20 protein-coding genes, 4 tRNA genes and 2 pseudogenes are annotated in these 25,199 nt (G+C 60.4%); 10 read left to right on the top strand and 16 right to left on the bottom strand.

Annotated elements, in window-relative coordinates; translation table 11 throughout:
* Positions 1-40: 40 nt before the first annotated feature.
* From hutC to hutU, 3 genes and pseudogenes are all read left to right on the top strand, one after another.
* Complete coding sequence (gene hutC / locus JJN09_RS25150; RefSeq protein ID WP_162803449.1) at positions 41-751, top strand: histidine utilization repressor; 711 nt, start codon at positions 41-43, stop codon at positions 749-751.
* Between the two features lie 22 nt (positions 752-773).
* Positions 774-1,343 (top strand): HutD family protein, encoded by a 570-nt coding sequence (locus tag JJN09_RS25145; RefSeq protein WP_249484223.1) that lies wholly within the window; start codon positions 774-776, stop codon positions 1,341-1,343.
* A 420-nt stretch (positions 1,344-1,763) separates the two neighbouring features.
* Positions 1,764-2,708, top strand: a pseudogene (gene hutU, locus JJN09_RS25140) (urocanate hydratase); the annotation flags it as partial.
* Here the strand turns inward: hutU and JJN09_RS25135 are convergent.
* The 6 genes and pseudogenes from JJN09_RS25135 to JJN09_RS25110 form a co-directional block, all read right to left on the bottom strand.
* A pseudogene (locus tag JJN09_RS25135) lies at positions 2,709-4,607 on the bottom strand (DUF6531 domain-containing protein); the annotation flags it as partial.
* Positions 4,608-4,832: 225 nt separating this feature from the next.
* On the bottom strand, positions 4,833-5,240 hold the full coding sequence (locus JJN09_RS25130; protein WP_249484222.1) for a sel1 repeat family protein: 408 nt from the start codon (positions 5,238-5,240) through the stop codon (positions 4,833-4,835).
* Entirely contained in the window at positions 5,241-5,612 is a 372-nt protein-coding gene (locus JJN09_RS25125; protein WP_003223109.1) for a hypothetical protein, read from the bottom strand.
* Positions 5,609-5,950: a helix-turn-helix transcriptional regulator gene (locus tag JJN09_RS25120; RefSeq protein WP_249484221.1), complete on the bottom strand. Its 342-nt coding sequence runs from the start codon at positions 5,948-5,950 to the stop codon at positions 5,609-5,611. Before JJN09_RS25120 ends, JJN09_RS25125 begins: the two co-directional genes overlap by 4 nt.
* Positions 5,951-6,064: 114 nt before the next feature.
* Positions 6,065-6,520, bottom strand: coding sequence for a YkvA family protein (locus JJN09_RS25115; protein WP_249484220.1), 456 nt, complete (start codon positions 6,518-6,520; stop codon positions 6,065-6,067).
* A gap of 296 nt (positions 6,521-6,816) precedes the next feature.
* Positions 6,817-7,536, bottom strand: coding sequence for an FKBP-type peptidyl-prolyl cis-trans isomerase (locus JJN09_RS25110; RefSeq protein WP_096823013.1), 720 nt, complete (start codon positions 7,534-7,536; stop codon positions 6,817-6,819).
* A gap of 270 nt (positions 7,537-7,806) precedes the next feature.
* Here JJN09_RS25110 and JJN09_RS25105 point away from each other — a divergent pair, with 270 nt between their 5' ends.
* Positions 7,807-9,615, top strand: coding sequence for a di-heme-cytochrome C peroxidase (locus JJN09_RS25105; protein ID WP_249484219.1), 1,809 nt, complete (start codon positions 7,807-7,809; stop codon positions 9,613-9,615).
* A gap of 26 nt (positions 9,616-9,641) precedes the next feature.
* Positions 9,642-10,778, top strand: a complete 1,137-nt coding sequence (locus tag JJN09_RS25100; protein WP_249490851.1) for a catalase family protein — start codon at positions 9,642-9,644, stop codon at positions 10,776-10,778.
* A 144-nt stretch (positions 10,779-10,922) separates the two neighbouring features.
* Here the strand turns inward: JJN09_RS25100 and JJN09_RS25095 are convergent.
* The 4 genes from JJN09_RS25095 to JJN09_RS25080 all read right to left on the bottom strand — a co-directional run bounded on the left by JJN09_RS25095 (position 10,923) and on the right by JJN09_RS25080 (position 11,456).
* Positions 10,923-10,999, bottom strand: a tRNA-Asp gene (locus JJN09_RS25095).
* Positions 11,000-11,018: 19 nt separating this feature from the next.
* A tRNA-Val gene (locus tag JJN09_RS25090) sits at positions 11,019-11,094 on the bottom strand.
* A 190-nt stretch (positions 11,095-11,284) separates the two neighbouring features.
* Positions 11,285-11,361: transfer RNA gene (locus JJN09_RS25085), tRNA-Asp, on the bottom strand.
* Between the two features lie 19 nt (positions 11,362-11,380).
* Positions 11,381-11,456 (bottom strand) — tRNA-Val (locus tag JJN09_RS25080).
* Positions 11,457-11,615: 159 nt separating this feature from the next.
* Between JJN09_RS25080 and rdgC the strand changes: the two genes are divergently transcribed.
* From rdgC to sugE, 3 genes are all read left to right on the top strand, one after another.
* The gene (gene rdgC, locus JJN09_RS25075) at positions 11,616-12,536 is read left to right on the top strand and encodes a recombination-associated protein RdgC (protein ID WP_007950430.1); all 921 of its coding nucleotides are present in this window, start codon (positions 11,616-11,618) and stop codon (positions 12,534-12,536) included.
* 162 nt (positions 12,537-12,698) lie between these two features.
* Positions 12,699-13,664 (top strand): bile acid:sodium symporter family protein, encoded by a 966-nt coding sequence (locus JJN09_RS25070; RefSeq protein ID WP_249484218.1) that lies wholly within the window; start codon positions 12,699-12,701, stop codon positions 13,662-13,664.
* A gap of 123 nt (positions 13,665-13,787) precedes the next feature.
* Positions 13,788-14,102 (top strand): quaternary ammonium compound efflux SMR transporter SugE, encoded by a 315-nt coding sequence (sugE, locus tag JJN09_RS25065; protein WP_249484217.1) that lies wholly within the window; start codon positions 13,788-13,790, stop codon positions 14,100-14,102.
* A gap of 123 nt (positions 14,103-14,225) precedes the next feature.
* Here sugE and JJN09_RS25060 read toward each other — a convergent pair whose 3' ends face one another.
* The 4 genes from JJN09_RS25060 to JJN09_RS25045 all read right to left on the bottom strand — a co-directional run bounded on the left by JJN09_RS25060 (position 14,226) and on the right by JJN09_RS25045 (position 19,007).
* Entirely contained in the window at positions 14,226-16,100 is a 1,875-nt protein-coding gene (locus tag JJN09_RS25060; RefSeq protein ID WP_249484216.1) for an MFS transporter, read from the bottom strand.
* A 98-nt stretch (positions 16,101-16,198) separates the two neighbouring features.
* Positions 16,199-17,350, bottom strand: coding sequence for a TDT family transporter (locus JJN09_RS25055; RefSeq protein ID WP_249484215.1), 1,152 nt, complete (start codon positions 17,348-17,350; stop codon positions 16,199-16,201).
* A 105-nt stretch (positions 17,351-17,455) separates the two neighbouring features.
* Entirely contained in the window at positions 17,456-17,767 is a 312-nt protein-coding gene (locus JJN09_RS25050; protein ID WP_249484214.1) for a cupin domain-containing protein, read from the bottom strand.
* 52 nt (positions 17,768-17,819) lie between these two features.
* Positions 17,820-19,007 (bottom strand): MFS transporter, encoded by a 1,188-nt coding sequence (locus tag JJN09_RS25045; protein WP_249484213.1) that lies wholly within the window; start codon positions 19,005-19,007, stop codon positions 17,820-17,822.
* 91 nt (positions 19,008-19,098) lie between these two features.
* Between JJN09_RS25045 and JJN09_RS25040 the strand changes: the two genes are divergently transcribed.
* Both JJN09_RS25040 and JJN09_RS25035 read left to right on the top strand, forming a co-directional pair.
* Positions 19,099-19,641, top strand: coding sequence for a TetR/AcrR family transcriptional regulator (locus JJN09_RS25040; protein WP_249484212.1), 543 nt, complete (start codon positions 19,099-19,101; stop codon positions 19,639-19,641).
* 136 nt (positions 19,642-19,777) lie between these two features.
* Positions 19,778-23,248 (top strand): PAS domain-containing hybrid sensor histidine kinase/response regulator, encoded by a 3,471-nt coding sequence (locus JJN09_RS25035; protein WP_249484211.1) that lies wholly within the window; start codon positions 19,778-19,780, stop codon positions 23,246-23,248.
* Positions 23,249-23,299: 51 nt separating this feature from the next.
* Here JJN09_RS25035 and rmuC read toward each other — a convergent pair whose 3' ends face one another.
* Both rmuC and JJN09_RS25025 read right to left on the bottom strand, forming a co-directional pair.
* Positions 23,300-24,664 (bottom strand): DNA recombination protein RmuC, encoded by a 1,365-nt coding sequence (rmuC, locus tag JJN09_RS25030; protein WP_249490850.1) that lies wholly within the window; start codon positions 24,662-24,664, stop codon positions 23,300-23,302.
* A gap of 175 nt (positions 24,665-24,839) precedes the next feature.
* The gene (locus JJN09_RS25025; RefSeq protein WP_249484210.1) at positions 24,840-25,163 is read right to left on the bottom strand and encodes a sel1 repeat family protein; all 324 of its coding nucleotides are present in this window, start codon (positions 25,161-25,163) and stop codon (positions 24,840-24,842) included.
* Positions 25,164-25,199 lie beyond the last annotated feature (36 nt).

The following is a 25,199-nucleotide window of genomic DNA, read 5'->3' as shown; positions in this document are numbered from 1 at the left end:
CGTGCCGACTCCGCCTCCAGTCTCTCCGTTGGCCGCGAACATGGGCGACAGTCCGGCGCCCTTGTACGCCCGCGTCAAACAGATGATCACCCAGCAGATCGACAGTGGTAACTGGCCGCCGCATTACCGCGTGCCGTCGGAAAGCGAGCTGGTCAGTCAGCTGGGCTTCAGCCGCATGACCATCAACCGCGCGCTGCGGGAAATGACCGCCGACGGTTTGCTGGTGCGCATGCAGGGCGTGGGCACGTTCGTCGCCGAGCCGAAGAGCCAGTCCGCGCTGTTCGAGGTGCACAACATCGCCGACGAAATCGCCTCCCGTGGCCATCGCCACACCTGCCAGGTGATCACCCTGGAAGAAGAGGCCGCCGGTTCCGAGCGCGCCCTGGCCCTGGACATGCGCGAAGGGCAGAAGGTATTCCACTCGCTGATCGTGCATTACGAAAACGATATTCCGGTGCAGATCGAAGACCGCTTCGTCAACGCGCTGGTCGCCCCGGAATACCTCAAGCAGGACTTCACCCTGCAAACGCCATACGCCTATCTGAACCAGGTCGCGCCGCTGACCGAAGGTGAGCATGTGGTCGAAGCAATCCTCGCCGAGCCGTCCGAATGCAAATTGCTGCAGATCGAAAAAGGCGAGCCGTGCCTGCTGATCCGTCGCCGTACGTGGTCGGGTCGTCAGCCAGTGACGGCGGCGCGTCTGATCCACCCCGGTTCCCGTCATCGTCTGGAAGGTCGGTTTCATAAATAAAAAGCATAAATAGAGAGCATAAATGAGCGAGTTGAAGGTTCTACGCGCCGAAGGCTACCCGCGCATGCCGTGGAAAAACGGCGGCGGCAGCACCGAAGAAATCACCCGTGACGCCGGTGCCGGCCTCGACGGTTTCGGCTGGCGCCTGTCGATTGCCGACATTGCCGAATCCGGCGGCTTCTCGACATTCACCGGTTATCAACGGGTGATCACGGTGTTGCAGGGCGATGGCATGACTTTGTGCGTCGACGGTGACGACACGCGGCCGCTGTTACCCCTCGACCCGTTTGCCTTCAGCGGTGAAAGCCAAGTGTCCTGCACCTTGCTCGGCGGGGCGATCCGCGATTTCAACCTGATCTACGCGCCACAGCGTTACAGCGCGCGTTTGCAGTGGCTGGATGGCGAGCAACGGTTTTTCAGCTCCGCCCGCACTGTTCTAGTCTTCAGCGTCAGCGAGTTGCTGGAAGTGACGGTCGGTGACAGCGCTTCGCAACTCGGCCGACATGATTGCCTGCAACTGGACGGCAACACCGGGCTGGTGGAAATCGCCGTGAATGCCGGCTGCTGCGTGATCGAATTGACTGCACACTGATTGGCCCCTTAAAAACCGCCGCTTTGAACAGTGCCCGTAAGGGCCGTTGAGAGCGGCGGTTTTTTTCATCCCGGCGTTCCCGAACGCGCACCAACTTGTTACCGAACGCCCCAGCGTGGCGCAAAACCACGTTCCTGAAACAGCCTTCCGCGTCCTCTAACCAACCCCGCGAAAAAAATCATACACGCCACAACCCTTGATTCAGGCGTCCTCCAGCCGTGCCCGGCGTTTTTGTGGAACAGCCCTCCAACAAGTTGGCCGCTAGATTGCATATGCTTGTATGTACAAGTAAAGACGTATGCGTATGAGTCGTTAGAGGTTCTCCGCAGCGTCCCTGATTCGCTTGTCGCGCATTGAAGCGCACAAGCCGCTTGCCCATCGCCAGGGTTGGTTTGAATTGATCGCTGAGGAGTCTTTTTCGTGACTGACAATACCCAGAAACCTACGAAGTATCGTGACGTTGAAATTCGTGCATCGCGCGGCAACAAGCTGACCGCCAAGAGCTGGCTGACTGAAGCGCCGCTGCGCATGCTGATGAACAACCTCGACCCGGAAGTGGCCGAGAACCCGAAAGAGCTGGTGGTTTACGGTGGCATCGGCCGCGCCGCGCGCAACTGGGAATGCTACGACAAGATCGTCGAAAGCCTGACCAACCTGAACGACGACGAAACCCTGCTGGTGCAATCCGGCAAACCGGTCGGCGTGTTCAAGACCCACAGCAATGCCCCGCGCGTGCTGATCGCCAACTCCAACCTGGTGCCGCACTGGGCGACCTGGGAGCACTTCAACGAACTCGACGCCAAAGGTCTGGCGATGTACGGCCAGATGACCGCCGGCAGCTGGATCTACATCGGTAGCCAGGGCATCGTCCAGGGCACTTACGAAACCTTCGTCGAGGCTGGCCGCCAGCATTACAACTCCAACCTCAAGGGCCGCTGGGTCCTGACCGCCGGCCTCGGCGGCATGGGTGGCGCCCAGCCTCTGGCTGCAACATTGGCCGGTGCCTGCTCGCTGAACATCGAATGCCAGCAGGTGAGCATCGATTTCCGCCTGAAAAGCCGTTACGTCGACGAGCAAGCCAAAGACCTCGACGACGCGCTGGCGCGCATTGAGAAGTACACCAAGGAAGGCAAGGCGATCTCCATCGCCCTGCTGGGCAACGCCGCAGAAATCCTCCCGGAACTGGTCCGTCGCGGCGTGCGTCCGGACATGGTCACCGACCAGACCAGCGCCCACGATCCGCTCAACGGTTACCTGCCGGCCGGCTGGAGCTGGGACGAATACCGCGCCCGCGCCAAGACCGAACCGGCCGCTGTGATCAAGGCCGCCAAGCAATCGATGGCGGTGCACGTCAAAGCCATGCTCCGCCTTGCCGGAACGCTCCCACTCCCAGAAGAAACTCGCTCCGCCCGTTAACTGCCGCTGCAGGATGACGTGCTGGTCGTCGTAATCGTAACGCTCGCTTTCGCCGACGGCGTTGGTCGCCTCGATCAGTCGATGACGGGCATCAAAGCGGTAGCTGACCAGCGTCTGCTCGGTGCGCCAGGCCGCCTCACGCAAGACCTGATAATCGACCGCCACCAGATGCGCCCGGTCGTAGCGCAGTAACAGCGAACGGCCGGCCCCGTTGTCGAGGCGCAGCACCCGGTCGGAAAGATCCCGATGCACCGTCAGACGATTGCCGTAGGCATCGCTAACAGCAGTCAGACGCCCAGCCCGAAAGTGATAAAACCGCGCCGCGTCCCCCGCCAGCGCAACAATCAACTCCTCCGGCTCATCCCCGAGAAAGATCGCCGCCCGCGACAAGCTGTTGTGAATCGCCGGCCGCTCGACACTCGGCAACGGAAACCGCGTGTGCCGGTTCTCGTGGTCGATCCAGACCACCGAAGCGCCCTCAACCTCCAGCCGATGCGCCAGCGAATGACTCCAGCCAAACCCCAATCCGACATCGATCTCGGCGGCACTGGTGCGATACAACCGGCTGAACTCGAACGACAGCAACCCATCGAGCACGCCATCGGTCAGCGTCAGCAGCTCTTCGCCAGTGACCATCGACACCGGACAGCCATTGGTGCAGGTCAGCGGCGCGCAATCAGCGCTGTCACCGTTTGGATTTTTCGCCTGATCTGGCTTGTCGTCGTGGTGTTCGTCTTTTTTCAGGGAAGCGTTGCGCCGGGCATCCCAGCGCAGTTGCATGCGGCCCTTCTTCACGCCGGCGGCGATGCCGCGTGCGGCGACGGATTTGTACTGGTTCACATAGCCAATGAAGGTGCTGACGATGCCGAACATCGCCTTCACCAGACGCGTTACCGCCCACAACAATTGAGCGCCACGATCCACCAGACGCAAGGTCAGATACGCGATCCCCGCCCCGGCGCCGACGAAGGTCAGCACAATGCCGATCAAAACGTCGATCAGCAGCTGCACCACCACCATCGAGACCGCCTCGGCGGTTTTCCCGGCAATTTCAGTAGGCGGCAGCATCTCCAGCCAGAGGCTGGCGGTACGCAGCAACAGGCACAGCGCCGCCTCGTCACTGACCAGTAACTGCAGTTTCTCCATCATTGCAGGCGCAGTCTCTGCCAGCGCGATCAACTGTGCGGCGCCACTGCCCAATCGCTCGGCAAACTTTCCGGGATCCTGGAGAATCTCCGACAGCAACCCAATGCTGTCCCACACCCCCTCGATCGCCGCCCAGCTCCCGGCCAGCAAGCCGTTGCCCGCCGCCGTCGCCACCGATTGCGACCACTGCGGCCTGAAGCCCTGCCACTCGCTGCGCAGCCACCCATCCAGCTGCCGAGTCAGCCCATCGTAGGACTCGAAAAGCGCATCAACCTGCTGCTCGCTGGCGCCGCCGTGCACCACTACCCGGTAGAACTTGCCTGCCTCACCGGTGAACAAACCTTTGCCCTGAGCATCGAGCGTGACGGATTTGACTGCACCGCCATCCACCGCCACCACATCGACAACGATGTCGCCCAACGGAATGTCGTACACCGACTCGAATTTGCTTTCGATCTCCATCGGCCCGGTTTCCGGGCATTGCACGACAGCCGAAGAGAAGCGGCCGTCGTCAATCGCGACCGCCGTGCTGTGTTCGCCGAAACGAATGATCCGCTCCATCCCCATCAGCGACGGCAGATCGGCCGCATGACTGACGCTGTCTGCCGAGCGACTGAGCCAGTGCCTGAGCTGTTTACGATAGAGATCGAGGGTGCGGGGAAAGCTGTCGAGTGCTTGCTCGATGCGGGTGACGGCGTCCATCAGCGCACTCCCATGCGCATGACGAAATGAAAAACCGGGTCGAGCATGTGCGTTCCCTCGCGCAGAAATCAGGCGAAGGACTTTGCGGGGGATCAAACAGAAAAGAAGTCAGGCGAGTAGGCGATGGATGTAGGAGAAGTCTGTAACTGATCTTTATCGAACAGCAGACGCAAAAACGGAGCGGGAGGTTGCCCTCACGCCCCGTTCAGAGAACATGAAAATCGCTTACCGAGAATGATCCCGGCCGGCCAGCTCTTTCAATTTGAGCTCGGCCAACGGATGCCCGGCCTTGGCGGCCATGGTCCACCAGCGAGCAGCTTCCGAAGGGTCCGGAGCCTTGCTCGGTGTACCGGCAAGACTGATGACACCGACCTGATACGCCGCTTTGCCATCCCCGGCCAGTGCCGCCAGCCGCAGCAACCGGACACCCTCCTCACGCGCGCCAAGACCAACGCCGCGAAACGTCAGGATGTGCCCGTAAAAACTTTGCGCGCCGACATCGCCCAGGTTGGCCATGCGCGCAAATTGCCCTTCGAGCCAGCGCCAGCCTCGGGGCTGACGGACAAACCATGCCCAGTGAAACAGCCTACGGGCCAGCCAGTAACTTGCCCGCGCCTTGAGTCGTAAAAACACTCAGGCCTCCGCCGATTCCGGGTACTCGTATTCAAAGACCCGCACCACTTCCGAGGCATGCCATGAGGCTGCGGCAACACCATCTGACGGCCCGGAAAAACGCCCCAGGCGCTCGACACATTCAAAGAAACCGGTGCGTGGCAGGCGACTGGCGCCCTGGCTGATCACCAGCGAACTGCGCAACGGTTGTTCGGCTTTCGCGTCCAGCGCAGCGAGATGCTCCAGTGCAGCAGTCAAGGTCTGCATCGCCGGCGTGGGCAGTTGCAGACGTTCGAGCAAGGCTCGATAGGTCAGAAGATGGCGCTGCCTGCGCGCCTGGTCCAGCTCCCCCAGCAATCCGTCCCAATGTTGACGACTGATGCGTACGCTCACGATTGTTCCCTCCACCCTGGCACCGTCAACTCCCAGGCCAGACTGCGGCGAATCGCAGCGTCGGGCAGACGCTCACCGCTTTCGATCATGGCCAGGTAAGACGGGCTGATGCCTACCGTGCGGGCGAGCGCCTCAATGGCGATGCCCTTCCCTTCGCGCAAACTGCGTAACTGATCCAGACCTGGAAGAAGCGGGTCCGGTGTGGCCGCCAGCGGCGCTGGAGCCGGTTGCGACGGTGCTTCGTTGATGCCTGCTGCTTTCAGTAGAGCCTGATACTGAGCCCATGGCAGAACCGCATACTCGGGTTCGCCATCGCGTGCAATTATCTGAATATCCATGACTACCCCGTAGGACAACAACACTTAGCGAGTCGGCACTTTTCCCTAGAAGTGTAATCCTAACAGCGGCCAAGGTCGTGGGGGGTATCTATCTGTATAAGAGGCTGTCGCGATTCAGGACTTTTTCGGGCCCTGAAGCTGAAGCTGTTCGGGTGTATCGGGCAGTCGCTCGACAACCCTGAGCTTTTCCGGCGCCTGGCGCTGACGCCAGAGGCGGAACGCAGTGAGCTCGTCGTCGAGGGTTTTCATCACCCAGGCAAGAACCGCGATGTCATCGAGCATGCCGAAAACGGGAATGAAATCCGGGATCGCATCCACCGGACTGAGGAAGTACATCAGGCCTGCAACGACCGAAATCATGGCCTTGGGACTGATCGCGCGATACTCGCCACGCCAGTACGCCAGGCACAGGGCCTGGAGCAATCGCAGATCATCCTTCAGCTTGCCGAGACGATTGCCCTGGGCTGCACCTTTGCTCGCCACGGCGAACAACAGCGTTGGCAAGCGGCCTCGGGCCAGGAGTCGACCGGCCAACGGCAGGAATCGGGCGAAATTCCATGGAGCTTTCATCTATTTCTCCCGTTGAAATGTTATCCACACAAATTGTGGATAACCTTGTGAACAGAGCTGCATTTCGACGCTGAAAGCCCCGGTTCATAAGGGCTGCGCTCAGATCGGGCGTTTTTTACTCACATAAAAAACCCCATTATTTCATTGACTTGGCGGCTCAGGGCGTCTAGCGCGGGCGGCCTCAAAGTCTAGGACTGCGGTGACACGCATCGGTTCGGTCTGTTTACTCTGGCCGTGGCCCGGATGCAACAACGCCCCGCATAAGCGAGGCGTTGTTGAAGTCGGTGCCGAGCCTATTACTTGGCGGCGGCAGCGTCTTCTTTGGCTGGATCCTTGATGGCCAGCAGTTCCAGGTCGAAAACCAGAACCGAGTTGGCCGGGATTGCCGGGCTTGGCGATTGTGCGCCGTAAGCCAGATCGCTAGGGATGTACAGCTTGTACTTCTCGCCAACGTGCATCAGTTGCAGGCCTTCGACCCAACCCGGGATCACACCGCTGACCGGCAGATCGATCGGGCTGCCGCGCTCGACGGAGCTGTCGAATACGGTGCCGTTGGTCAGCTTGCCGGTGTAGTGAACAGTCACCACGTCGGTAGGCTTAGGCTGTGGGCCGTCGGCTTTCTTGACCACTTCGTACTGCAGACCGGAAGCGGTGGTGGTCACGCCGGCTTTCTTGCCGTTTTCTTCGAGGAATTTCTTGCCGGCGGCTGCCGACTCTTCGCTCATCTTGGCCATACGCTCTTCGGCACGCTTTTGCAGTGCAGCGAAGGCTTCGACCAGATCTTCATCTTTCAGCTTCTGTTCTTTCTTGCCGACGGCATCTTCGATGCCCTGGGCTACCGCTTTGGAGTCCAGATCATCCATGCCTTCCTGAGCAAGGCTTTTGCCCATGTTCAGGCCGATACCGTAGGAAGCTTTTTGCGCCGGGGTTTTCAGCTCTACGCTGGTCTGCGAATCACAACCCGCGAGTACCAGGCTAACCAGGGCTACCGCCGCCGCCAACCGATGCTGTTTCATGCTATTTCCTTGTTCATGCGCCGAAAGGGCAATCGAGTAAAGCCGCGAGCTTATCAGGCCGCCACGACCAATGGCTACCGGCATGAGAGCAGGAATCTTCCGATAAGTTCAGGGATTAAAAAGCATTTGGGCAAAGGCAGGATGAAGCTTCTGTCATCTTGACCTGACAGCGACCGATGCCCCTTCCCACAACACTTGGCGTAATGGCCACTTGCCGCATACGACTCGCCTCAGGCATAACAGCGCAACAACTCGACAAGGATGTTCATCTTGCGCCTCTTATTCCGTGTGCTGACGCTGATCGTGGTGCTGCTTGGACTGGTCCTGGCGGCGGTTCTTTACTATGTCGCCAATCCGAAATTGCCCTTCCCGACGCCCGTAAAACAAGTCCATTACCTTGAACAATGGACCGACGAGCAGCGCCAGACCTATTACTTCACGCCGCAAGGCACCCAGGTCAAAGGCCTGCGTTATGAATGGTTTCAGGCGCTGGAGCTGCCGTTCTCGCAGCAACGCTTTGCCTCCCCGGAATACCTCACACGCTTCGGTTTTCTGATCGACCCACAGCAGAAAGCCACGCCGAACAACCCTGGGAATCTGCCCGTGGGTTTCGCCCGGCATCAAAATTCCGGCAGCTCCGAGCAGTATCTGGACATCACCTGCGCGGCCTGCCACACCGGCGAGTTGCACCTCAACGGCCAGGCCGTGCGCATCGACGGCGGCTCGGCGCAGCACGTGCTGCCTTCCAGTGTTCCTACAATGCGTGGCGGCAGTTTCGGACAGGCTCTGGTCGCCAGTCTCGCCTCCACTTACTACAACCCATGGAAATTCGAGCGATTCGCCCGCAACGTGCTGGGCAATGACTACGACGCCCGCCATGAACAGTTGCGCAAAGACTTCAAAGGCTCACTGAATACCTTCCTCAAAGTGGCGTGGAACGACACCCATCGCGGACTCTACCCCATAGAGGAAGGCCCTGGCCGAGCCGATGCATTCGGACGAATTGCCAACGCGACCTTCGGCGATGCGATCTCCCCCACCAACTATCGTGTGGCCAACGCTCCCGTGGATTACCCGCAACTGTGGGACATGTGGACATTCGACTGGGTGCAGTGGAACGGCTCCGCGCAGCAGCCGATGGCACGCAATATCGGCGAGGCGCTGGGGGTTGGCGCGACCCTGAATTTCTTCGATGCCAATGGCCAGCCGCTGCAAGGGGACGAGCGTTATGCATCAAGCGTGCGCGTGCGTGATCTGCACAAGATCGAAGAAACCCTGCAAAAACTTCAGCCGCCTGCCTGGCCTGAAGAACTGTTTGGCAAGGTCGACAAGCCACTGGCGGCCAAGGGCCGAGTGTTATTTGCCGAAAACTGCGCCGGTTGTCATGTTCCGCGAGTGACGCAAGAAGGCGAACGCTGGGTCAAGCACCTGCACATGCTGCCGGTGGACGTCATCGGCACTGATCCGAACGCGGCCAACAACATCGCCAACCACCGTTTCGACCTGACAGCCCTGCAATGGGATCCGGCAGAACTTGAGCAGATGGACGTGAAGTTGCACCCCACGCCCAGCGAACCACTGGACCTCAGCCAGTTATCCGTGGCTAAGGGCCTGGCTTACGTCACGGCGTTCGTTGAAAACCGCGCCTATCGTGAAGCCGGCGTCACTGCCGCTGAAAAACCTCAGCTCGACGGCTTTGGTCTGCCGATCGGTGTCCGGGAAAAAGTCGCCTACAAGGCTCGGCCGCTGGCAAGCGTGTGGGCTACACCGCCCTTCCTGCACAACGGCTCGGTGCCGAGCCTCTATCAGTTGCTTTCGCCTCAGGATGAACGCGCCACCACTTTCTATAAAGGCACCTTCGAATATGACCCTCGGCACCTGGGTTATCGCACCGAAGCTTTTACCAACGCTTTCCTGTTCGACACACGCATCACCGGCAACCACAACAGTGGCCATGAATTCCGCGCCGGCGAGCGTGGCAACGGGGTCATCGGACGGTTGCTGCAGCCTGAGGAGCGCTGGGCGCTGCTGGAATACCTGAAAGTGCTGGGCGGCCCACTGGAGGCGCAACTGCCATGATCTTCAATTCGTTCAAGAAACCATCGATGCTGGCGCGTTTCTGGTTGTGGCTGGGGCGGTTACTGGGCAAAACCCTGCTGCTTTTGCTGGTGATCGGCGTGATCGGCTGGGCTTTGGCAACCGCCTGGTTCGCCTGGCAGCATCGAGGGCCGGTATCGGCACTGGAGCAAATTCCGGACGGCGAAGCGGACATGACGCAGGACGTGATCCAGACCGCTGTGCGAATTGTCGACCAGCACCGGGAAAGCACGCGTTTTCTGCGCGACGCCCATGCCAAGGCCCACGGATGTGCGAAGGCCGACGTGCAAGTGCTGCCGGATCTGGCTGAGGACCTGCGCCGAGGTGTTTTCAGCGAGCCCGGCAAGGTCTGGCAGGCGACGATGCGCCTGTCCAACGGCAACGCCTATCCGCAGTTCGACAGCATTCGCGATGCCCGGGGTATGGCGATCAAATTGCTCGACGTGCCGGGCAAGCCGTTGCTGGGCGATCGTCAGGGCCTGCACGAACAGGACTTCGTGATGTTCAGCCATCCGAATTTCTTCGTCAGTGATGTCGCTGAATATCGTCAGAATGTGGCGGCGCAGGCTGACGGCAAAAAGGTCATGGCGTTTTTTCCGGGCTGGGATCCTCGCACCTGGCAAGTCAGACATTTGTTCATTGCGCTGGCGACGCTTTCTCCGCCGCCAGAAAGTCCGACACGTACGACCTACTTTTCGGTATCGCCCTACAAGTTTGGTGAGGCCAATGCGAAGTTTCGGGTGATGCCGGATCCGGACAACTGCCCGGCCTACACGCTGCCGAAACAAAACCAGGATCTGCCGAATTTCCTGCGCAGTGCGCTGAATCAGCAACTGTCCACGGATCGGGTACCCGCGTGTTTTGTGTTGCAGATCCAGCGTCAGGACGCCAACCGGTTCATGCCGATCGAAGACACCAGCATAGAATGGCGCGAACAGGACAGTCCATTCCAGACGGTAGCTCGGATCACCCTGCCCCCGCAGGACTTCGACACCCCGGCTCTGAACCTGCAATGCGACAACCTGTCGTTCAACCCATGGTTCGGCATCGAAGCCCATCGCCCGATTGGCGGGATCAACCGTTTGCGTAAAGCGGTGTATGAAGCAGTGAGTGATTACCGGCACAGTCGCAACGCCGCGCAATAGCAGCGTCAGAAACGAAAAAAGCGACCGTCATAGGTCGCTTTTTATGTTCAGGCCCGGCAATAGCCGAACCCCGGACAGCAAAAAGCCCGCACTAGGCGGGCTTTCTGTGGCGACCTGGCGTTCAGTGTTCCAGGTTACCGAATATGGCGCAGCGGACGGGACTCGAACCCGCGACCCCCGGCGTGACAGGCCGGTATTCTAACCGACTGAACTACCGCTGCGCGAAACGCTTGAAACGAATGGTGGGTGATGACGGGATCGAACCGCCGACATTCTGCTTGTAAGGCAGACGCTCTCCCAGCTGAGCTAATCACCCTTCGCTTCGTTACGGGACGCATTATGCCACAAGTTTTCGTAAAGTGTTGATTTAATTGAAGTTTTTTTCAAATAAATCCGAAAACCGGTGAAACGACACATTCCGCATGTACAACTCGAGGCAGAAAAAAACCCGCCTTGGCGGGTTTTTCCGTGGTGACCTGGCGTTCAGTGTTCCAGGTTACCGAATATGGCGCAGCGGACGGGACTCGAACCCGCGACCCCCGGCGTGACAGGCCGGTATTCTAACCGACTGAACTACCGCTGCGCTAAACACTTGAAACGAATGGTGGGTGATGACGGGATCGAACCGCCGACATTCTGCTTGTAAGGCAGACGCTCTCCCAGCTGAGCTAATCACCCTTCGCTTCGGTGTGGCGCGCATTCTACGGAGCGACCCAACCTCTGGCAAGCACTTTTTTAATTAATTTTCTCAGGCCTTCCAAAGGCTTAGAGAAGGGTTGGCCTATGACCCGGCGAAGACAATAATGCCCCCCTTTGTATAAAGGAGAGACTCACCCCATGTGGTTCAAGAACCTGCTTATCTATCGCCTGACCCAAGACCTGCCTGTCGATGCCGAGGCGCTGGAAACTGCACTGGCCACCAAACTGGCGCGTCCATGTGCAAGCCAGGAGTTGACCACCTACGGTTTCGTCGCGCCGTTCGGCAAGGGCGAAGATGCACCACTGGTGCACGTCAGCGGTGACTTCCTGCTGATCTCCGCCCGTAAAGAAGAACGCATCCTGCCGGGCAGCGTCGTGCGCGACGCGGTCAAGGAAAAGGTCGAAGAGATCGAAGCCGAGCAGATGCGCAAGGTCTATAAGAAGGAACGCGATCAGATCAAGGATGAAATCATCCAGGCGTTCCTGCCGCGCGCCTTTATCCGCCGCTCGTCGACCTTCGCCGCCATCGCGCCGAAACAGGGCCTGATCCTGGTCAACTCCGCCAGCCCGAAACGCGCCGAAGACCTGCTTTCCACCCTGCGTGAAGTGATCGGCACCCTGCCGGTTCGTCCGCTGACCGTGAAAACCGCGCCGACTGCCGTGATGACCGAATGGGTCACCACCCAGCAAGCCGCCCCGGACTTCTTTGTACTGGACGAATGCGAACTGCGCGACACCCATGAAGATGGCGGCATCGTGCGTTGCAAGCGTCAGGACCTGACCAGCGAAGAAATCCAGCTGCACCTGAGCACTGGCAAAGTCGTTACTCAACTGTCGCTGGCCTGGCAGGACAAACTGTCGTTCATGCTCGACGACAAGATGACCGTCAAACGCTTGAAATTCGAAGACCTGTTGCAGGATCAGGCTGAACAGGACGGCGGCGACGAAGCCCTCGGTCAACTGGACGCCAGCTTCACCCTGATGATGCTGACGTTCGGCGACTTCCTGCCGGCGCTGGTTGAGGCACTGGGCGGTGAAGAGACGCCGCAGGGGATCTAAGCATAAAGCGGTTTCAACTGAAGAAACCGAATCAACTGTGGGAGCTGGCTTGCCTGCGATAGCGGTGTTACAGATAGCTCAAATGGCGTCTGACATACCGCCATCGCTGGCAAGCCAGCTCCCACAATGTTTTGTGGTGTCATTAATAATAAGGAACAGGCCATGCGCGCACTGGCTGCACTGAGTCGTTTTGTCGGCAACACCTTCGCTTACTGGGTTCTGATTTTCGCCGTGGTCGCGTTCCTGCAACCTGCGTGGTTCCTCGGTCTGAAAGGCGCAATCGTGCCGCTGCTCGGGCTGGTGATGTTCGGCATGGGCCTGACCCTCAAACTCGACGACTTCGCCGCCGTCGCCCGCCATCCGTGGCGAGTGGCGCTGGGCGTGGTCGCGCATTTCGTGATCATGCCGGGGATGGCGTGGTTGCTTTGCCAGATCTTTCACCTGCCGCCGGAAATTGCCGTCGGGGTGATTCTGGTCGGTTGCTGCCCGAGCGGCACCTCATCGAATGTCATGACCTGGCTGGCCCGGGGCGATCTGGCGCTGTCAGTGGCCATCGCCGCCGTCACCACCCTCCTCGCTCCGCTGCTGACGCCGGCGCTGATCTGGCTGCTGGCTTCGGCGTGGTTGCCGGTTTCGTTCATGGAGCTGTTCTGGTCAATCCTGCAAGTGGTGCTGTTGCCAATCATCCTCGGCGTGGTGGCGCAGCGACTGCTTGGGGATAAGGTTCGGCATGCGGTGGAAGTGCTACCGCTGGTATCGGTGGTCAGCATCGTGATCATCGTCGCCGCCGTAGTTGCTGCCAGTCAGGCGAAAATCGCCGAATCCGGCCTGTTGATCATGGCTGTGGTGATGCTGCACAACAGCTTCGGCTATTTGCTGGGTTACTTCACCGGGCGCCTGTTCGGTTTGCCGCTGGCTCAACGCAAGTCCCTGGCGCTGGAAGTCGGCATGCAGAACTCGGGACTGGGTGCCGCGCTGGCCAGTGCGCATTTCTCGCCGCTGGCGGCTGTGCCGAGCGCGCTGTTCAGTGTGTGGCACAACATTTCCGGGGCGCTGCTGTCGACCTGGTTCCGCCGCATGAGCGAAAAGGAAGATCGTGAGGCGTTGGCTCAGCAGACTGCCGACTGACTGATCCCCGGATTGATCCCCGGCGCACATTTTTAGGTACTATGTGCGCCACGCAGGGACGACCCTGCGGCTCAATCGAGTTTTCAATCTGGGGACGGCCCCGTCAATCGATGGAGGTCTTTCATGTCCTGGATCATTCTGTTTTTCGCCGGCCTGTTCGAAGTCGGCTGGGCCGTCGGCCTTAAATACACCGATGGCTTCACCCGTCCGCTTCCGACCGTTCTCACCGTCGCCGCCATGGCGGTCAGTCTTGGCCTGCTGGGCCTGGCGATGAAGGAACTGCCGCTGGGCACGGCTTATGCGATCTGGACTGGCGTCGGTGCAGTGGGCACGGTGATTGCCGGGATCATTCTGTTTGGCGAGTCGATGGCGTTGATTCGGCTGGCCAGCGTTGCACTGATCATCGCCGGATTGATCGGACTCAAGGTCAGCGCTTAAGCCATTACCGCCATCGCTGGCAAGCCAGCTCCCACAGAATCTCCAGTGAACACAAATCTTGTGTGCACCCAGGAAACCTGTGGGAGTCGGGCTTGCCCGCGATGAGGCCAGCACAGTCACTGATTATCTGACTGTCCCGCGCAATTCCCCGACCAACGCCTGCAACTGAGCAGGCTGCGCCGCCTCGACCGCCACCGGCGACCCCGCCACCAGCGTCACCCGCGACCACAATCGGTGAAACAGCCCTTTATTCGGATCGCGGCTGAAGAAACTCCCCCACAACCCCTGCAACGCCAGCGGAATCACCGGCACCGGCGTCTCTTCGAGAATCCGCGTCAGCCCACCCTTGAACTCGTTGATCTCACCATCGGCAGTCAACTTGCCTTCGGGGAAGATGCAGACAAGCTCACCATCCTTCAGATATTGAGCAATCCGGGTGAAGGCCTTTTCGTAGATCTGGATGTCTTCCTGGCGTCCGGCGATAGGAATGGTCCCCGCTGTGCGGAAGATAAAGTTCAGTACCGGCAGGTTGTAGATCTTGTAGTACATGACAAAGCGAATCGGCCGACGCACCGCGCCGCCAATCAGCAAGGCATCGACAAACGAAACGTGGTTGCACACCAGCAACGCCGCACCCTCATCGGGAATCGCTTCAAGGTTGCGATGCTCGACGCGGTACATGGAATGGCTGAGCAGCCAGATCATGAAACGCATGCTGAACTCGGGGACGATCTTGAAGATGTAGGCGTTGACGCCGATGTTCAGCAGCGACACCACCAGGAACAGCTGTGGAATCGACAGTTTGACCACGCTCAACAACACGATGGAGACGATGGCTGAAATCACCATGAACAGCGCGTTGAGAATGTTGTTGGCGGCAATCACCCGCGCCCGCTCGTTCTCGGCGGTGCGCGACTGGATCAGCGCATACAGCGGCACGATGTAGAAACCGCCAAAGATGCCGAGACCGAGGATGTCGACCAATACGGCCCAGGCGTGACCGAAGCCCAGCACCTCAGTCCAGCTATGGCCAACGGCGCTCTCTGGGATTCCACCGGAATGCCACCACAGCAACAGCCCGAAAACCGTCAGGCCAAACGAACCGAACGGCACCAGACCGATCTCGACCTTGCGCCCGGAAAGCTTCTCGCAGAGCATCGAGCCCAGTGCGATGCCGACCGAGAACACAGTGAGGATCAAAGTGACCACGGTTTCGTCGCCGTGCATCCATTCCTTGGCGTAGGCCGGGATCTGTGTCAGATAAATCGCCCCGACAAACCAGAACCACGAATTGCCGACAATCGAGCGCGACACTGCCGGCGTCTGGCCCAGCCCGAGTTTCAGCGTGGCCCAGGACTGGCTGAAGATGTTCCAGTTCAGGCGCATTTCCGGCGACGCGGCCGCCGCCCGGGGAATGCTGCGACTGGCGAGGTAACCGAGTACGGCGATGCCGACAATCGCGGTCGACACCAGCGGCGCATAGTGCGTCGAAGACATGATGACCCCGGCGCCGATGGTGCCGGCCAGGATCGCCAGGAACGTGCCCATTTCCACCAGACCGTTACCGCCGACCAGCTCATCTTCGTGCAAGGCCTGCGGCAGGATCGAGTACTTCACCGGCCCGAACAGTGCCGAGTGAGTGCCCATGGCGAACAGCGCCACCAGCATCAGCGACAGGTGATCGAACAGGAAACCGACGGATCCCACGGCCATGATGGCGATTTCCGCCAGTTTGATCAGACGGATCAGCGCATCCTTGGCGAACTTTTCACCGAACTGTCCGGCCAGCGCCGAAAACAGGAAGAACGGCAGAATAAACAGCAGCGCACACAGGTTGACCCAGATCGAGCGGTCACCTTCGATGGTCAGTCGATAGAGAATGGCGAGGATCAGCGACTGCTTGAACACGTTGTCGTTGAACGCGCCCAGCGACTGAGTGATGAAGAACGGCAGGAAGCGCCGGGTACGCAGCAGGTTGAACTGTGAGGGGTGACTCATCTTCCGTGTGTCCCTGATGTTGGGTAGCGAGTGGCCTGGATACGTTTATTGGAATGTCGATCCGCGATCCAGGCCACACCTTACCTAAACTTTTCAGGTTATTTCTTCAAACCTGCAATGCACGGTGAAACAAACAGCTCGCCGCGCCATGCGCCTTGCAGCGTGCGCTTGCCGACGATCAGCCACATCACCGCCAGCAGCGCCACCAACACACAACCGGCCACGCTGAAGAACGTCAGGTTCAACGTGCTGCCGAGCTTCAGGGTTGCCAACGAATACACGCCCAGCGGGAAGGTAAATCCCCACCAGCCAAGGTTGAACGGGATGCCGTCGCGCAGGTAACGCACGGTGATCAGCAGCGCCATCAACATCCACCACAAGCCAAAGCCCCAAAGCGTGATCCCGGCTATCAGGCCCAGGCCCGACGCGATTTCACCGATACCCGGCATGCCGTTAGCCGCGAAGATCGCCGGCGCGTCGCCGCCCAGCAGCAACATGCCCAGGGCACCAGTGCCGATCGGCCCCAGGGCCAGCCAGCTCGACGCCGCCATGTTTTCGTGGGGCAGTTTATGCAAGGCCATGCGCAACAGCAGGATGGTCAGAATGCTGAACGCCACGGGTAAGGAAAAGGCCCAGAGCACGTAGCTCGTCGCCAGCACCACCAGTTGCGAGTGCGCGTCAGCCAGATGTGGCGCCAGCAGTCCGCCGCTGGCCGCCGCCACTTCCGCCGCTACCACCGGCAACAGCCAGACGGCGGTCATCTGATCGATGCTGTGTTCCTGACGGGTAAACATCATGTAGGGGATCAGCACGCCGCAGGCCAGCGACATCGCCACGTCCAGCCACCACAGCACTTCAGCCAGATGAATGACGCCCTCGCCCCAGCGCGGCAGGCCGAACAACAGAAAACCGTTGATGATGGTCGCCAGGCCCATGGGAATGGTGCCGAAGAACATCGAAACCGTGGAGTGCCCGAAGATCCGCCGCGCCTCGTCGAAGAACAGAATCCAGCGCGCGGCGTAGGCGGCGGTAAACAGCACGAACAACAGAATGTTGAACATCCATAGCCCTTCGGCCACGGCGTGCAGTCCCGGGATGGCGAAAGGCAGTTGCGCCAGCGCCAACGCCAGCACACCGGTACCCATGGTCGCGGCGAACCAGTTCGGTGTGAATTGACGGATCACTTCACGCGGATGCTGAAGCTGGCTGAAAGGCTTGATGCCGGTTTTGGCACTGTTGGGGCAAGTCATCATGAACTCCTGTCCTCAGGTGAGGTTGAGTCCATGGTAGAACCGAATCGAATATCTATATAACGGGTAATATCTCTAACTGTTATCTGTTTTGTAGATATGCAGTCAGACACTGCCTTCGGTTTCAATCACCAGAATCCGCGCAGCGCCTTGCGGATGAGCAACATGCTCCGTGCCAATGGACGCGTAGAAGATGTCACCGACATCCAACTGCACCTGCTTTTCCTCGCCGGCTTCGCGGTAGTGCATGAGCACCTGACCATCGAGCACCACGAACACTTCCTCGCCATCGTTGACGTGCCATTTGTAGGGCTGATCAGTCCAGTGCAATCGCGTGGTGATGCCGTTCATGTTGGCGATGTCGAGCGCGCCCCAGGCACGCTCGGCGGTGAAGGTCTTGCTGCGGATAATCTTCATGTATCGATCCATGAGAAGAATGGGCTGGTCAAGGCTAACCGAATCCGCAGGGTTATGGCGCACTACAGGTCTTGGCCGCTTGCGCACGAAAACTCATCAGCAGCGCGCCGACCGCCAGCACGATCAGCACCGCGCCATACACATCGGTGGTGGCCAGCAGGCCCAGGCTATGGGTGAAGTGCCCGGCCAGCAACGCCGGCAGGCAGAACGCCAGGTAACTGAGCGCGTAGTAGGCCGACATCAACCCGGCCCGTTCGTGGGGTAAGGCCAGCGGCACCAGACTGCGCACTGCTCCCAGAAAACCAGAGCCGAATCCACAACCGGCGACCAATGTACCGAAGAAGAACAGCGACAGGCTGGCACTGTGGACACCCAGCAGAATCAACACGATTCCGGCCGGCAACAGGCTCGCGCCGAGTTGCAGCGCACGGGAGGCTGGGCGATTGCGCAAGGTGAAGATCATCAGGGCGCCGGTCACGGTCAATGCCGCCACGGTCGCACCGCCGATCAGATTAGAGGTGGAGCCGGTCGCCGTGCGCACCAGTGACGGTGCCAGCGAAGCATAGAAACCGCCGAGCGCCCAGGTCGCGGTGTTCAGCGGCAACACTCGCCACAGCGTCGAACGCGCCTGAACCGGCACATGCAGGGTCGGCCGCAACGAGGCCCACGCCCCGGCTTGCGGCGAGACGCTTTCCGGCAAGCGCCAGACGTAAATGCCCTGCACCACAAACAGTGCGAGTAGCAGCCAGTAGGTCAGTTGCAATGGTGCGGGGGCGAATTCCGCCAGCAAACCGCAACCCATCGCACCGAGTGCCATGCCGAGCAGCGGCGCCACGCTGTTGATCAGCGGCCCTTGTTGGCGGTCGGTGTCCAGCAGCGTCGCGCTCAACACGGCGGTGGCCATGCCGGTGGCGAACCCTTGCAGCACCCGCGCGCCGATCAGCCAGCCCACGCTGTCGGCGTAGATGAACAGCAGCATCGCTACGGCATTGAGGACAACAGCGGTGAAGATCACCGGTTTGCGTCCCAGGTGATCGGACAGCGAACCGACCGTCAGCAGCGCGGCCAGCAGACTCAGTGCGTAAACGCCGAAAATCAGTGTCAGCACCGCTGCCGAAAAATGCAGGTGATCCTGATACAGGTGATACAACGGCGTCGGCGCAGTGGAAGCGGCGAGAAAACTGAGTAAGGTGATCGCCAGAAACCACAGGCTGGAACGGTTGGAAGCAAGGCGGGTCATGGATATACTCCTTAAAAGCTATTTTTTTGCTTTTGCGGAGTGTGCTCCCGGCTTGCGCTTAAAGCAAATTCTTTGTGTTAAGGTCTGCCGCATGGCTATTAAAGAAGGTTTACGTCCGGGCGGTCGCAGTGCCCGGGTGCAGGAATCGATTCACTCGGCAGTCCGCGCACTTCTGCAGGAACAGGAGCGCTCAACGGTGACCGTCCCGCAAATCGCGGCGCGCGCCGGCGTGACGCCGTCGACAATTTATCGACGCTGGGGAGATCTGGCCACCTTGCTGGCCGACGTCGCCCTCGCCCGTATGCGCCCCGATAGCGAGCCAGCTGAAACCGGCAGTCTGCGCAGCGATATCCGTGCTTGGGCCGAACAATATCTCGACGAAATGAGTTCGGAACCCGGGCGTAACATGATGCGCGACGTGCAGGCGAGCGCTACGCCGGGCTATTGCGTGACAATCATCGGCGCGCAATTGCAGACCATCATTGAGCGTCACCCCGAGGAACCGGCGCCGAGCGTGGATCGGCTGATCAATCTGGTGGTGTCCCCTGTCGTGTTCCGCATTCTGTTTGCGGCAGCGCCTCTCGAAGTCGAAGAACTGCACCGGATGATCGACATCGCGCTGCGTCAGGACTGACAGCGCAGAACCGCCCGGTTCTGCGCCTGCGACACCCCGCCACGCCACGACCTTGGTCGACACTGACTAACCGCCGCGCGCATGCGAGACTGTCTGGCCGGGCGCGAGTCCGGTCGTATTTTGTCGGGAGTGTTCCATGTCGTTGTCCAGCGGGCTGATCGCCGCCGTCGCCCTGGCCTATATGGCCATCATGTTCGCCATCGCCTTCTACGGCGACCGTCGCAGCGCGCCGTTGCCGCCGCGGATACGTGCCTGGGTGTACAGCCTGTCGCTGGCGGTTTACTGCACCAGTTGGACGTTCTTCGGCGCGGTCGGTCAGGCGGCCGAACAGTTGTGGTCATTCCTGCCGATTTACCTCGGGCCGATCCTGCTGTTGCTGGGCGCACCGTGGGTCCTGCAGAAAATGGTGATGATCAGCAAACAGGAGAACATCACCTCAATTGCCGACTTCATCGCAGCCCGTTACGGCAAATCCCAATCGCTGGCGGTGGTCGTCGCGCTGATCTGCCTGGTCGGCGTTCTCCCTTATATAGCCTTGCAGCTCAAAGGCATCGTCCTCGGCGTGAATCTGCTGATCGGTGCCGGCGCCGACGCCATGGGCACCCGCGCCCAGGACACGGCGCTGATCGTGTCATTGGTGCTGGCGCTGTTCACCATCGTTTTCGGCACGCGCAACCTCGACGCCACCGAGCACCACCGAGGCATGGTGCTGGCGATTGCGTTCGAATCGCTGGTGAAGTTGTTCGCCTTCCTCGCCGTCGGCGCCTTCGTCACTTATGGCCTGTATGACGGCTTCGACGACCTGTTCAATCAGGCGATGCTCGCGCCGCGCCTCGAGGAATACTGGAAAGAAACCATCAACTGGCCCTCGATGGTGGTGCAGACCGGCGTGGCGATGATGGCGATCATCTGCCTGCCCCGGCAGTTCCATGTGACGGTGGTGGAAAACATCGACCCGCAGGACTTGCGTCTGGCCAAGTGGGTGTTCCCGGCCTACCTCGCATTGGCAGCGCTGTTTGTAGTCCCGATCGCCCTGGCTGGTCAGATGATGCTGCCCAGCTCCGTCCTCCCGGATTCTTTCGTCATCAGCCTGCCACTGGCCCAGGCCCACCCGGCGCTGGCGATGCTGGCATTCATTGGTGGTGCGTCGGCGGCCACCGGCATGGTGATCGTGGCGAGCGTGGCTTTGTCGACCATGGTGTCCAACGACATGCTGTTGCCGTGGCTGTTGCGACGCAACAATGCCGAGCGGCCGTTCGAAGTGTTCCGGCAGTGGATGCTCTCGGTACGCCGGGTCAGCATCGTGGTCATTCTGTTGCTGGCTTACGTCAGCTATCGCCTGCTCGGCTCCACCGCGAGCCTGGCGACCATCGGCCAGATCGCTTTCGCCGCCGTTACCCAACTGGCGCCGGCGATGCTCGGCGCGCTGTACTGGAAACAGGCCAACCGCCGCGGCGTGTTCGCCGGCCTCGCCACGGGCACCTTCCTGTGGTTTTACACCCTGATTCTGCCGATTGCCGCCCGCAGCCTCGGTTGGTCGCTGGACACGTTCCCCGGCCTGGCCTGGCTGCACAGCAATCCGCTCAACCTGCCGATCACCCCGCTGACCCAAGGCGTGGTGCTGTCGCTGGCGGGTAACTTCACGTTGTTCGCCTGGGTCTCGGTGTTGTCGCGCACCCGGGTGTCGGAACACTGGCAGGCCGGGCGTTTCATCGGTCAGGAAATCAGTGCCCGGCCCAGCGCACGCTCGATGCTGGCAGTGCAAATTGACGACTTGCTGCAACTGGCCGCGCGATTTGTCGGTGAAGAACGTGCGCGGCAGAGCTTCATCCGCTTCGCCTATCGCCAGGGCAAAGGCTTCAACCCGAACCAGAACGCCGACGGCGAATGGATCGCCCACACCGAGCGCTTGCTGGCGGGTGTCCTCGGCGCTTCTTCGACGCGGGCTGTCGTAAAAGCCGCCATTGAAGGTCGGGAAATGCAGCTGGAGGACGTCGTCCGGATCGCCGACGAAGCCTCGGAAGTGTTGCAGTTCAACCGCGCGCTGCTGCAAGGCGCCATCGAAAACATCACCCAGGGCATAAGCGTGGTCGACCAGTCGCTGAAACTGGTGGCCTGGAACCGGCGCTACCTGGAGCTATTTAACTACCCGGACGGATTGATCAGCGTCGGCCGGCCGATTGCCGACATCATTCGCTACAACGCCGAACGCGGCTTGTGCGGCCCCGGCGAAGCGGAAGTCCACGTCGCCCGCCGCCTGCACTGGATGCGTCAGGGCCGCGCCCACACCTCCGAACGTCTGTTCCCCAACGGCCGGGTGATCGAACTGATCGGCAACCCGATGCCCGGTGGCGGTTTCGTCATGAGTTTCACTGACATCACCGCGTTCCGCGAGGCCGAGCAGGCGCTGACCGAGGCCAACGAAGGGCTGGAACAACGGGTCAGCGAACGGACTCAGGAACTGTCGCAACTCAACGTCGCGCTGACGGAAGCCAAGGGCAATGCCGAGGCGGCCAACCAGTCGAAAACCCGCTTCCTTGCAGCGGTCAGCCACGACTTGATGCAACCCCTGAACGCGGCGCGGCTGTTCTCCGCCGCCCTCTCCCACCAGGACGACGGCTTGAGTAGCGAGGCGCAGAAACTGGTGCAGCATCTCGACAGTTCGCTGCGTTCGGCCGAAGACCTGATCAGCGACCTGCTGGACATCTCCCGCCTGGAAAACGGCAAGATCAACCCGGATCGCAAGTCGTTCGCGGTCAATGAAATGTTCGACATTCTCGGTGCGGAATTCAAGGCACTGGCTCAGGAGCAAGGCCTGAACTTCCGGGTGCGCGGCAGTCATTTGCGCATCGACAGCGACATCAAATTGCTGCGGCGGATTCTGCAGAATTTCCTCACCAACGCCTTCCGCTACGCCAAAGGCCCGGTGTTGCTGGGCGTGCGTCGGCGACAGGGCGAGATTTGCCTGGAGGTCTGGGATCGTGGGCCGGGGATTCCGGAAGACAAGCAGCAGGTGATTTTCGAAGAATTCAAACGCCTCGACAGCCACCAGACCCGCGCCGAGAAAGGCCTGGGCCTGGGCCTGGCGATTGCCGATGGCTTGTGCCGGGTGCTCGGGCATACCTTGCGCGTGCGTTCATGGCCAGGGCGCGGCAGCGTGTTCAGTGTGCGGGTGCCGCTGGCACGGACGCAGATCGCCCAGCCGAGCGCGGCGGTCGAACTCAACGGCAAATTGCACAGCGGCGCGCAGGTGCTGTGCATCGACAACGAAGACAGCATCCTGATCGGCATGAACAGCCTGCTCACACGTTGGGGTTGTCAGGTGTGGACGGCGCGCAACCGCGAAGAATGCGCGGCGCTGCTCAACGATGGCGTGCGGCCGCAACTGGCACTGGTGGATTTCCATCTCGACCACGGCGAGACCGGCACCGATCTGATGGCCTGGTTGCGTACGAGCCTGGGCGAGCCAGTACCCGGCGTGGTGATCAGCGCCGATGGGCATCCGGAAACCGTGGCCAAAGTGCATGCGGCGGGGCTGGATTATCTGGCCAAACCGGTAAAACCGGCGGCGTTGCGGGCGTTGTTGAGTCGCTATTTGCCTCTCTAAAAGCGCCTCTCTAAAAGCGCCTCTATAAGAGCGCCGCTTTGGCGCCGCGGCTTATTCGGGTAATTCGACCAAGCCGTCGGCATCGGTCATCGCGCGCTCCAGCAGATCTGCCGGCAGGCTCTTGCTGGCCCGTGCGCCGAGCAATTTCAGCTGTTCGCTGCGGCTGACAAGGTTGCCGCGCCCTTCTGTCAGCTTGTTTCGCGCTGCGCTGTAGGCTTTGTCCAGTTGCTGCAGACGATTGCCGACTTCATCCAGATCCTGAATGAACAACACGAACTTGTCGTACAGCCATCCGGCACGCTCGGCGATTTCCCGGGCGTTCTGGCTCTGGCGCTCCTGCTTCCACAGGCTGTCGATGACTCGCAGGGTGGCGAGCAGCGTGGTCGGGCTGACGATCACGATGTTGCGATCGAAAGCTTCCTGGAACAACGTCGGCTCGGCTTGCAGCGCCGCGGAAAACGCCGCCTCGATGGGTACGAACAGCAAGACGAAATCGAGGCTGTGCAACCCTTCCAGTCGCTTGTAGTCCTTACCGGCCAAGCCTTTGACATGACTGCGCAGCGACAGCACGTGCTGCTTCATGGCGATCTGGCCAATGGCATCGTCGTCGGCCGCTACATATTGCTGGTACGCCGTGAGGCTGACCTTGGAGTCGACCACCACTTGCTTGTCGCCCGGCAGGTAAATGATCACGTCCGGCTGGAAGCGCTCGCCATCCGGGCCCTTGAGGTTGACCTGGGTCTGGTACTCGCGGCCCTTCTCCAACCCGGCATGTTCCAGCACTCGCTCAAGGATCAGTTCGCCCCAGTTGCCCTGAGTCTTCTGGCCTTTCAGGGCGCGAGTCAGGTTGGTCGCTTCATCGCTCAGGCGCAGGTTCAGTTGCTGCAGGCGCTCAAGCTCCTTGGCCAGCGAGAAGCGCTCGCGGGCTTCTGCCTGATAGCTTTCCTCGACACGCTTTTCGAAGGACTGGATGCGTTCTTTCAAAGGATCAAGCAACTGCCCGAGGCGCTGCTGACTGGTTTCGGCAAAGCGCTGTTCACGCTCGTCGAAGATCTTGCCGGCCAGTTCGGCGAACTGGGCGCGCAACTCGTCACGGGAACCTTGCAGGTCATCGAGGCGCTGCTGATGGCTTTCCTGCTGCTCGCGCAACTCGGCACTCAATGAAGCCGCCTGAGCGTCCAGGCGTCGCAGCTCGGCTTCCTTGTTGGCGCGCTCCAGGTTCCAGGCATGGGCGGCGTCACGGGCGTCGTCGCGTTCGATCTGCAACAGCTCGACTTCCCGGCGCACGGCCGCAAGGTCCGCTTGTTTCGAGGCATTGGCCTGACCAAGGTCGGCGACTTCGTCGCGACAGGCTTCTAGCTGGGCGTTGAGGCCGTCCTGGGCCATTTGCGCCGTGGCCAGTCGCTCTTCGAGCAATGCAACTTCAGACTCGCCATGACTGGCCCGGCGCTGCAGTTGCCAGGCCAGCGCCAGCAGTGGCAAAGCCGCGCCTGCCAAACCGAGCAAGAGGCTGGTCAAGTCCATCGCCATAGTCATTCCCGCCAATCCGATAAAGCCTGAAGGTTAACCAAGGCGTCAGGTCTTGGACAGCTCAGTCTTCGATCAGGCCAAGTTCCTGTTGCGCACGTCGATCACCCGCACGGGCAGCCTGACGCAACAGGTCCTGACCGATTCGACGATCCCGGGCATTGCCGCATTCACGGCACATCAATTGACCAAGGCGACTTTGCGCCACAACTACGCCTTCACGGGCCGGTTGTTTGAGCAGGCGGCCGGCGAGGTGCTTGGCGTTCTGGCTGTCGCCCAGGCGCGGGCTGTCCAGCAGCCATTCGGCCACGCGCACGGAAAATCGCTTGGGAGCGGTAACACGAGAGGGTTGGGAAGTAACAGAATCTGGAGCTGAGCGAAACTTCATAAAGCACTGTGGGACAGATCGGAAGGCGCGCCACTC

Source organism: Pseudomonas sp. HS6 (genome assembly GCF_023375815.1).
Taxonomy (GTDB): domain Bacteria; phylum Pseudomonadota; class Gammaproteobacteria; order Pseudomonadales; family Pseudomonadaceae; genus Aquipseudomonas.
Note: the sequence above shows the minus strand (reverse complement) of the source record. Positions and strands in the feature narration are given on the sequence as shown.

Coding starts and splice junctions, on each gene's coding strand:
- hutC (WP_162803449.1), top strand. CDS start 41: ATGGGCGACAGTCCGGCGCCCTTGTACGCCCGCGTCAAACAGATGATC.
- JJN09_RS25145 (WP_249484223.1), top strand. CDS start 774: ATGAGCGAGTTGAAGGTTCTACGCGCCGAAGGCTACCCGCGCATGCCG.
- JJN09_RS25120 (WP_249484221.1), bottom strand. CDS start 5,950: ATGGATATTCAGATAATTGCACGCGATGGCGAACCCGAGTATGCGGTT.
- JJN09_RS25115 (WP_249484220.1), bottom strand. CDS start 6,520: ATGAAAGCTCCATGGAATTTCGCCCGATTCCTGCCGTTGGCCGGTCGA.
- JJN09_RS25110 (WP_096823013.1), bottom strand. CDS start 7,536: ATGAAACAGCATCGGTTGGCGGCGGCGGTAGCCCTGGTTAGCCTGGTA.
- JJN09_RS25100 (WP_249490851.1), top strand. CDS start 9,642: ATGCTGGCGCGTTTCTGGTTGTGGCTGGGGCGGTTACTGGGCAAAACC.
- rdgC (WP_007950430.1), top strand. CDS start 11,616: ATGTGGTTCAAGAACCTGCTTATCTATCGCCTGACCCAAGACCTGCCT.
- JJN09_RS25070 (WP_249484218.1), top strand. CDS start 12,699: ATGCGCGCACTGGCTGCACTGAGTCGTTTTGTCGGCAACACCTTCGCT.
- sugE (WP_249484217.1), top strand. CDS start 13,788: ATGTCCTGGATCATTCTGTTTTTCGCCGGCCTGTTCGAAGTCGGCTGG.
- JJN09_RS25060 (WP_249484216.1), bottom strand. CDS start 16,100: ATGAGTCACCCCTCACAGTTCAACCTGCTGCGTACCCGGCGCTTCCTG.
- JJN09_RS25055 (WP_249484215.1), bottom strand. CDS start 17,350: ATGACTTGCCCCAACAGTGCCAAAACCGGCATCAAGCCTTTCAGCCAG.
- JJN09_RS25050 (WP_249484214.1), bottom strand. CDS start 17,767: ATGAAGATTATCCGCAGCAAGACCTTCACCGCCGAGCGTGCCTGGGGC.
- JJN09_RS25045 (WP_249484213.1), bottom strand. CDS start 19,007: ATGACCCGCCTTGCTTCCAACCGTTCCAGCCTGTGGTTTCTGGCGATC.
- JJN09_RS25040 (WP_249484212.1), top strand. CDS start 19,099: ATGGCTATTAAAGAAGGTTTACGTCCGGGCGGTCGCAGTGCCCGGGTG.
- JJN09_RS25035 (WP_249484211.1), top strand. CDS start 19,778: ATGTCGTTGTCCAGCGGGCTGATCGCCGCCGTCGCCCTGGCCTATATG.
- JJN09_RS25025 (WP_249484210.1), bottom strand. CDS start 25,163: ATGAAGTTTCGCTCAGCTCCAGATTCTGTTACTTCCCAACCCTCTCGT.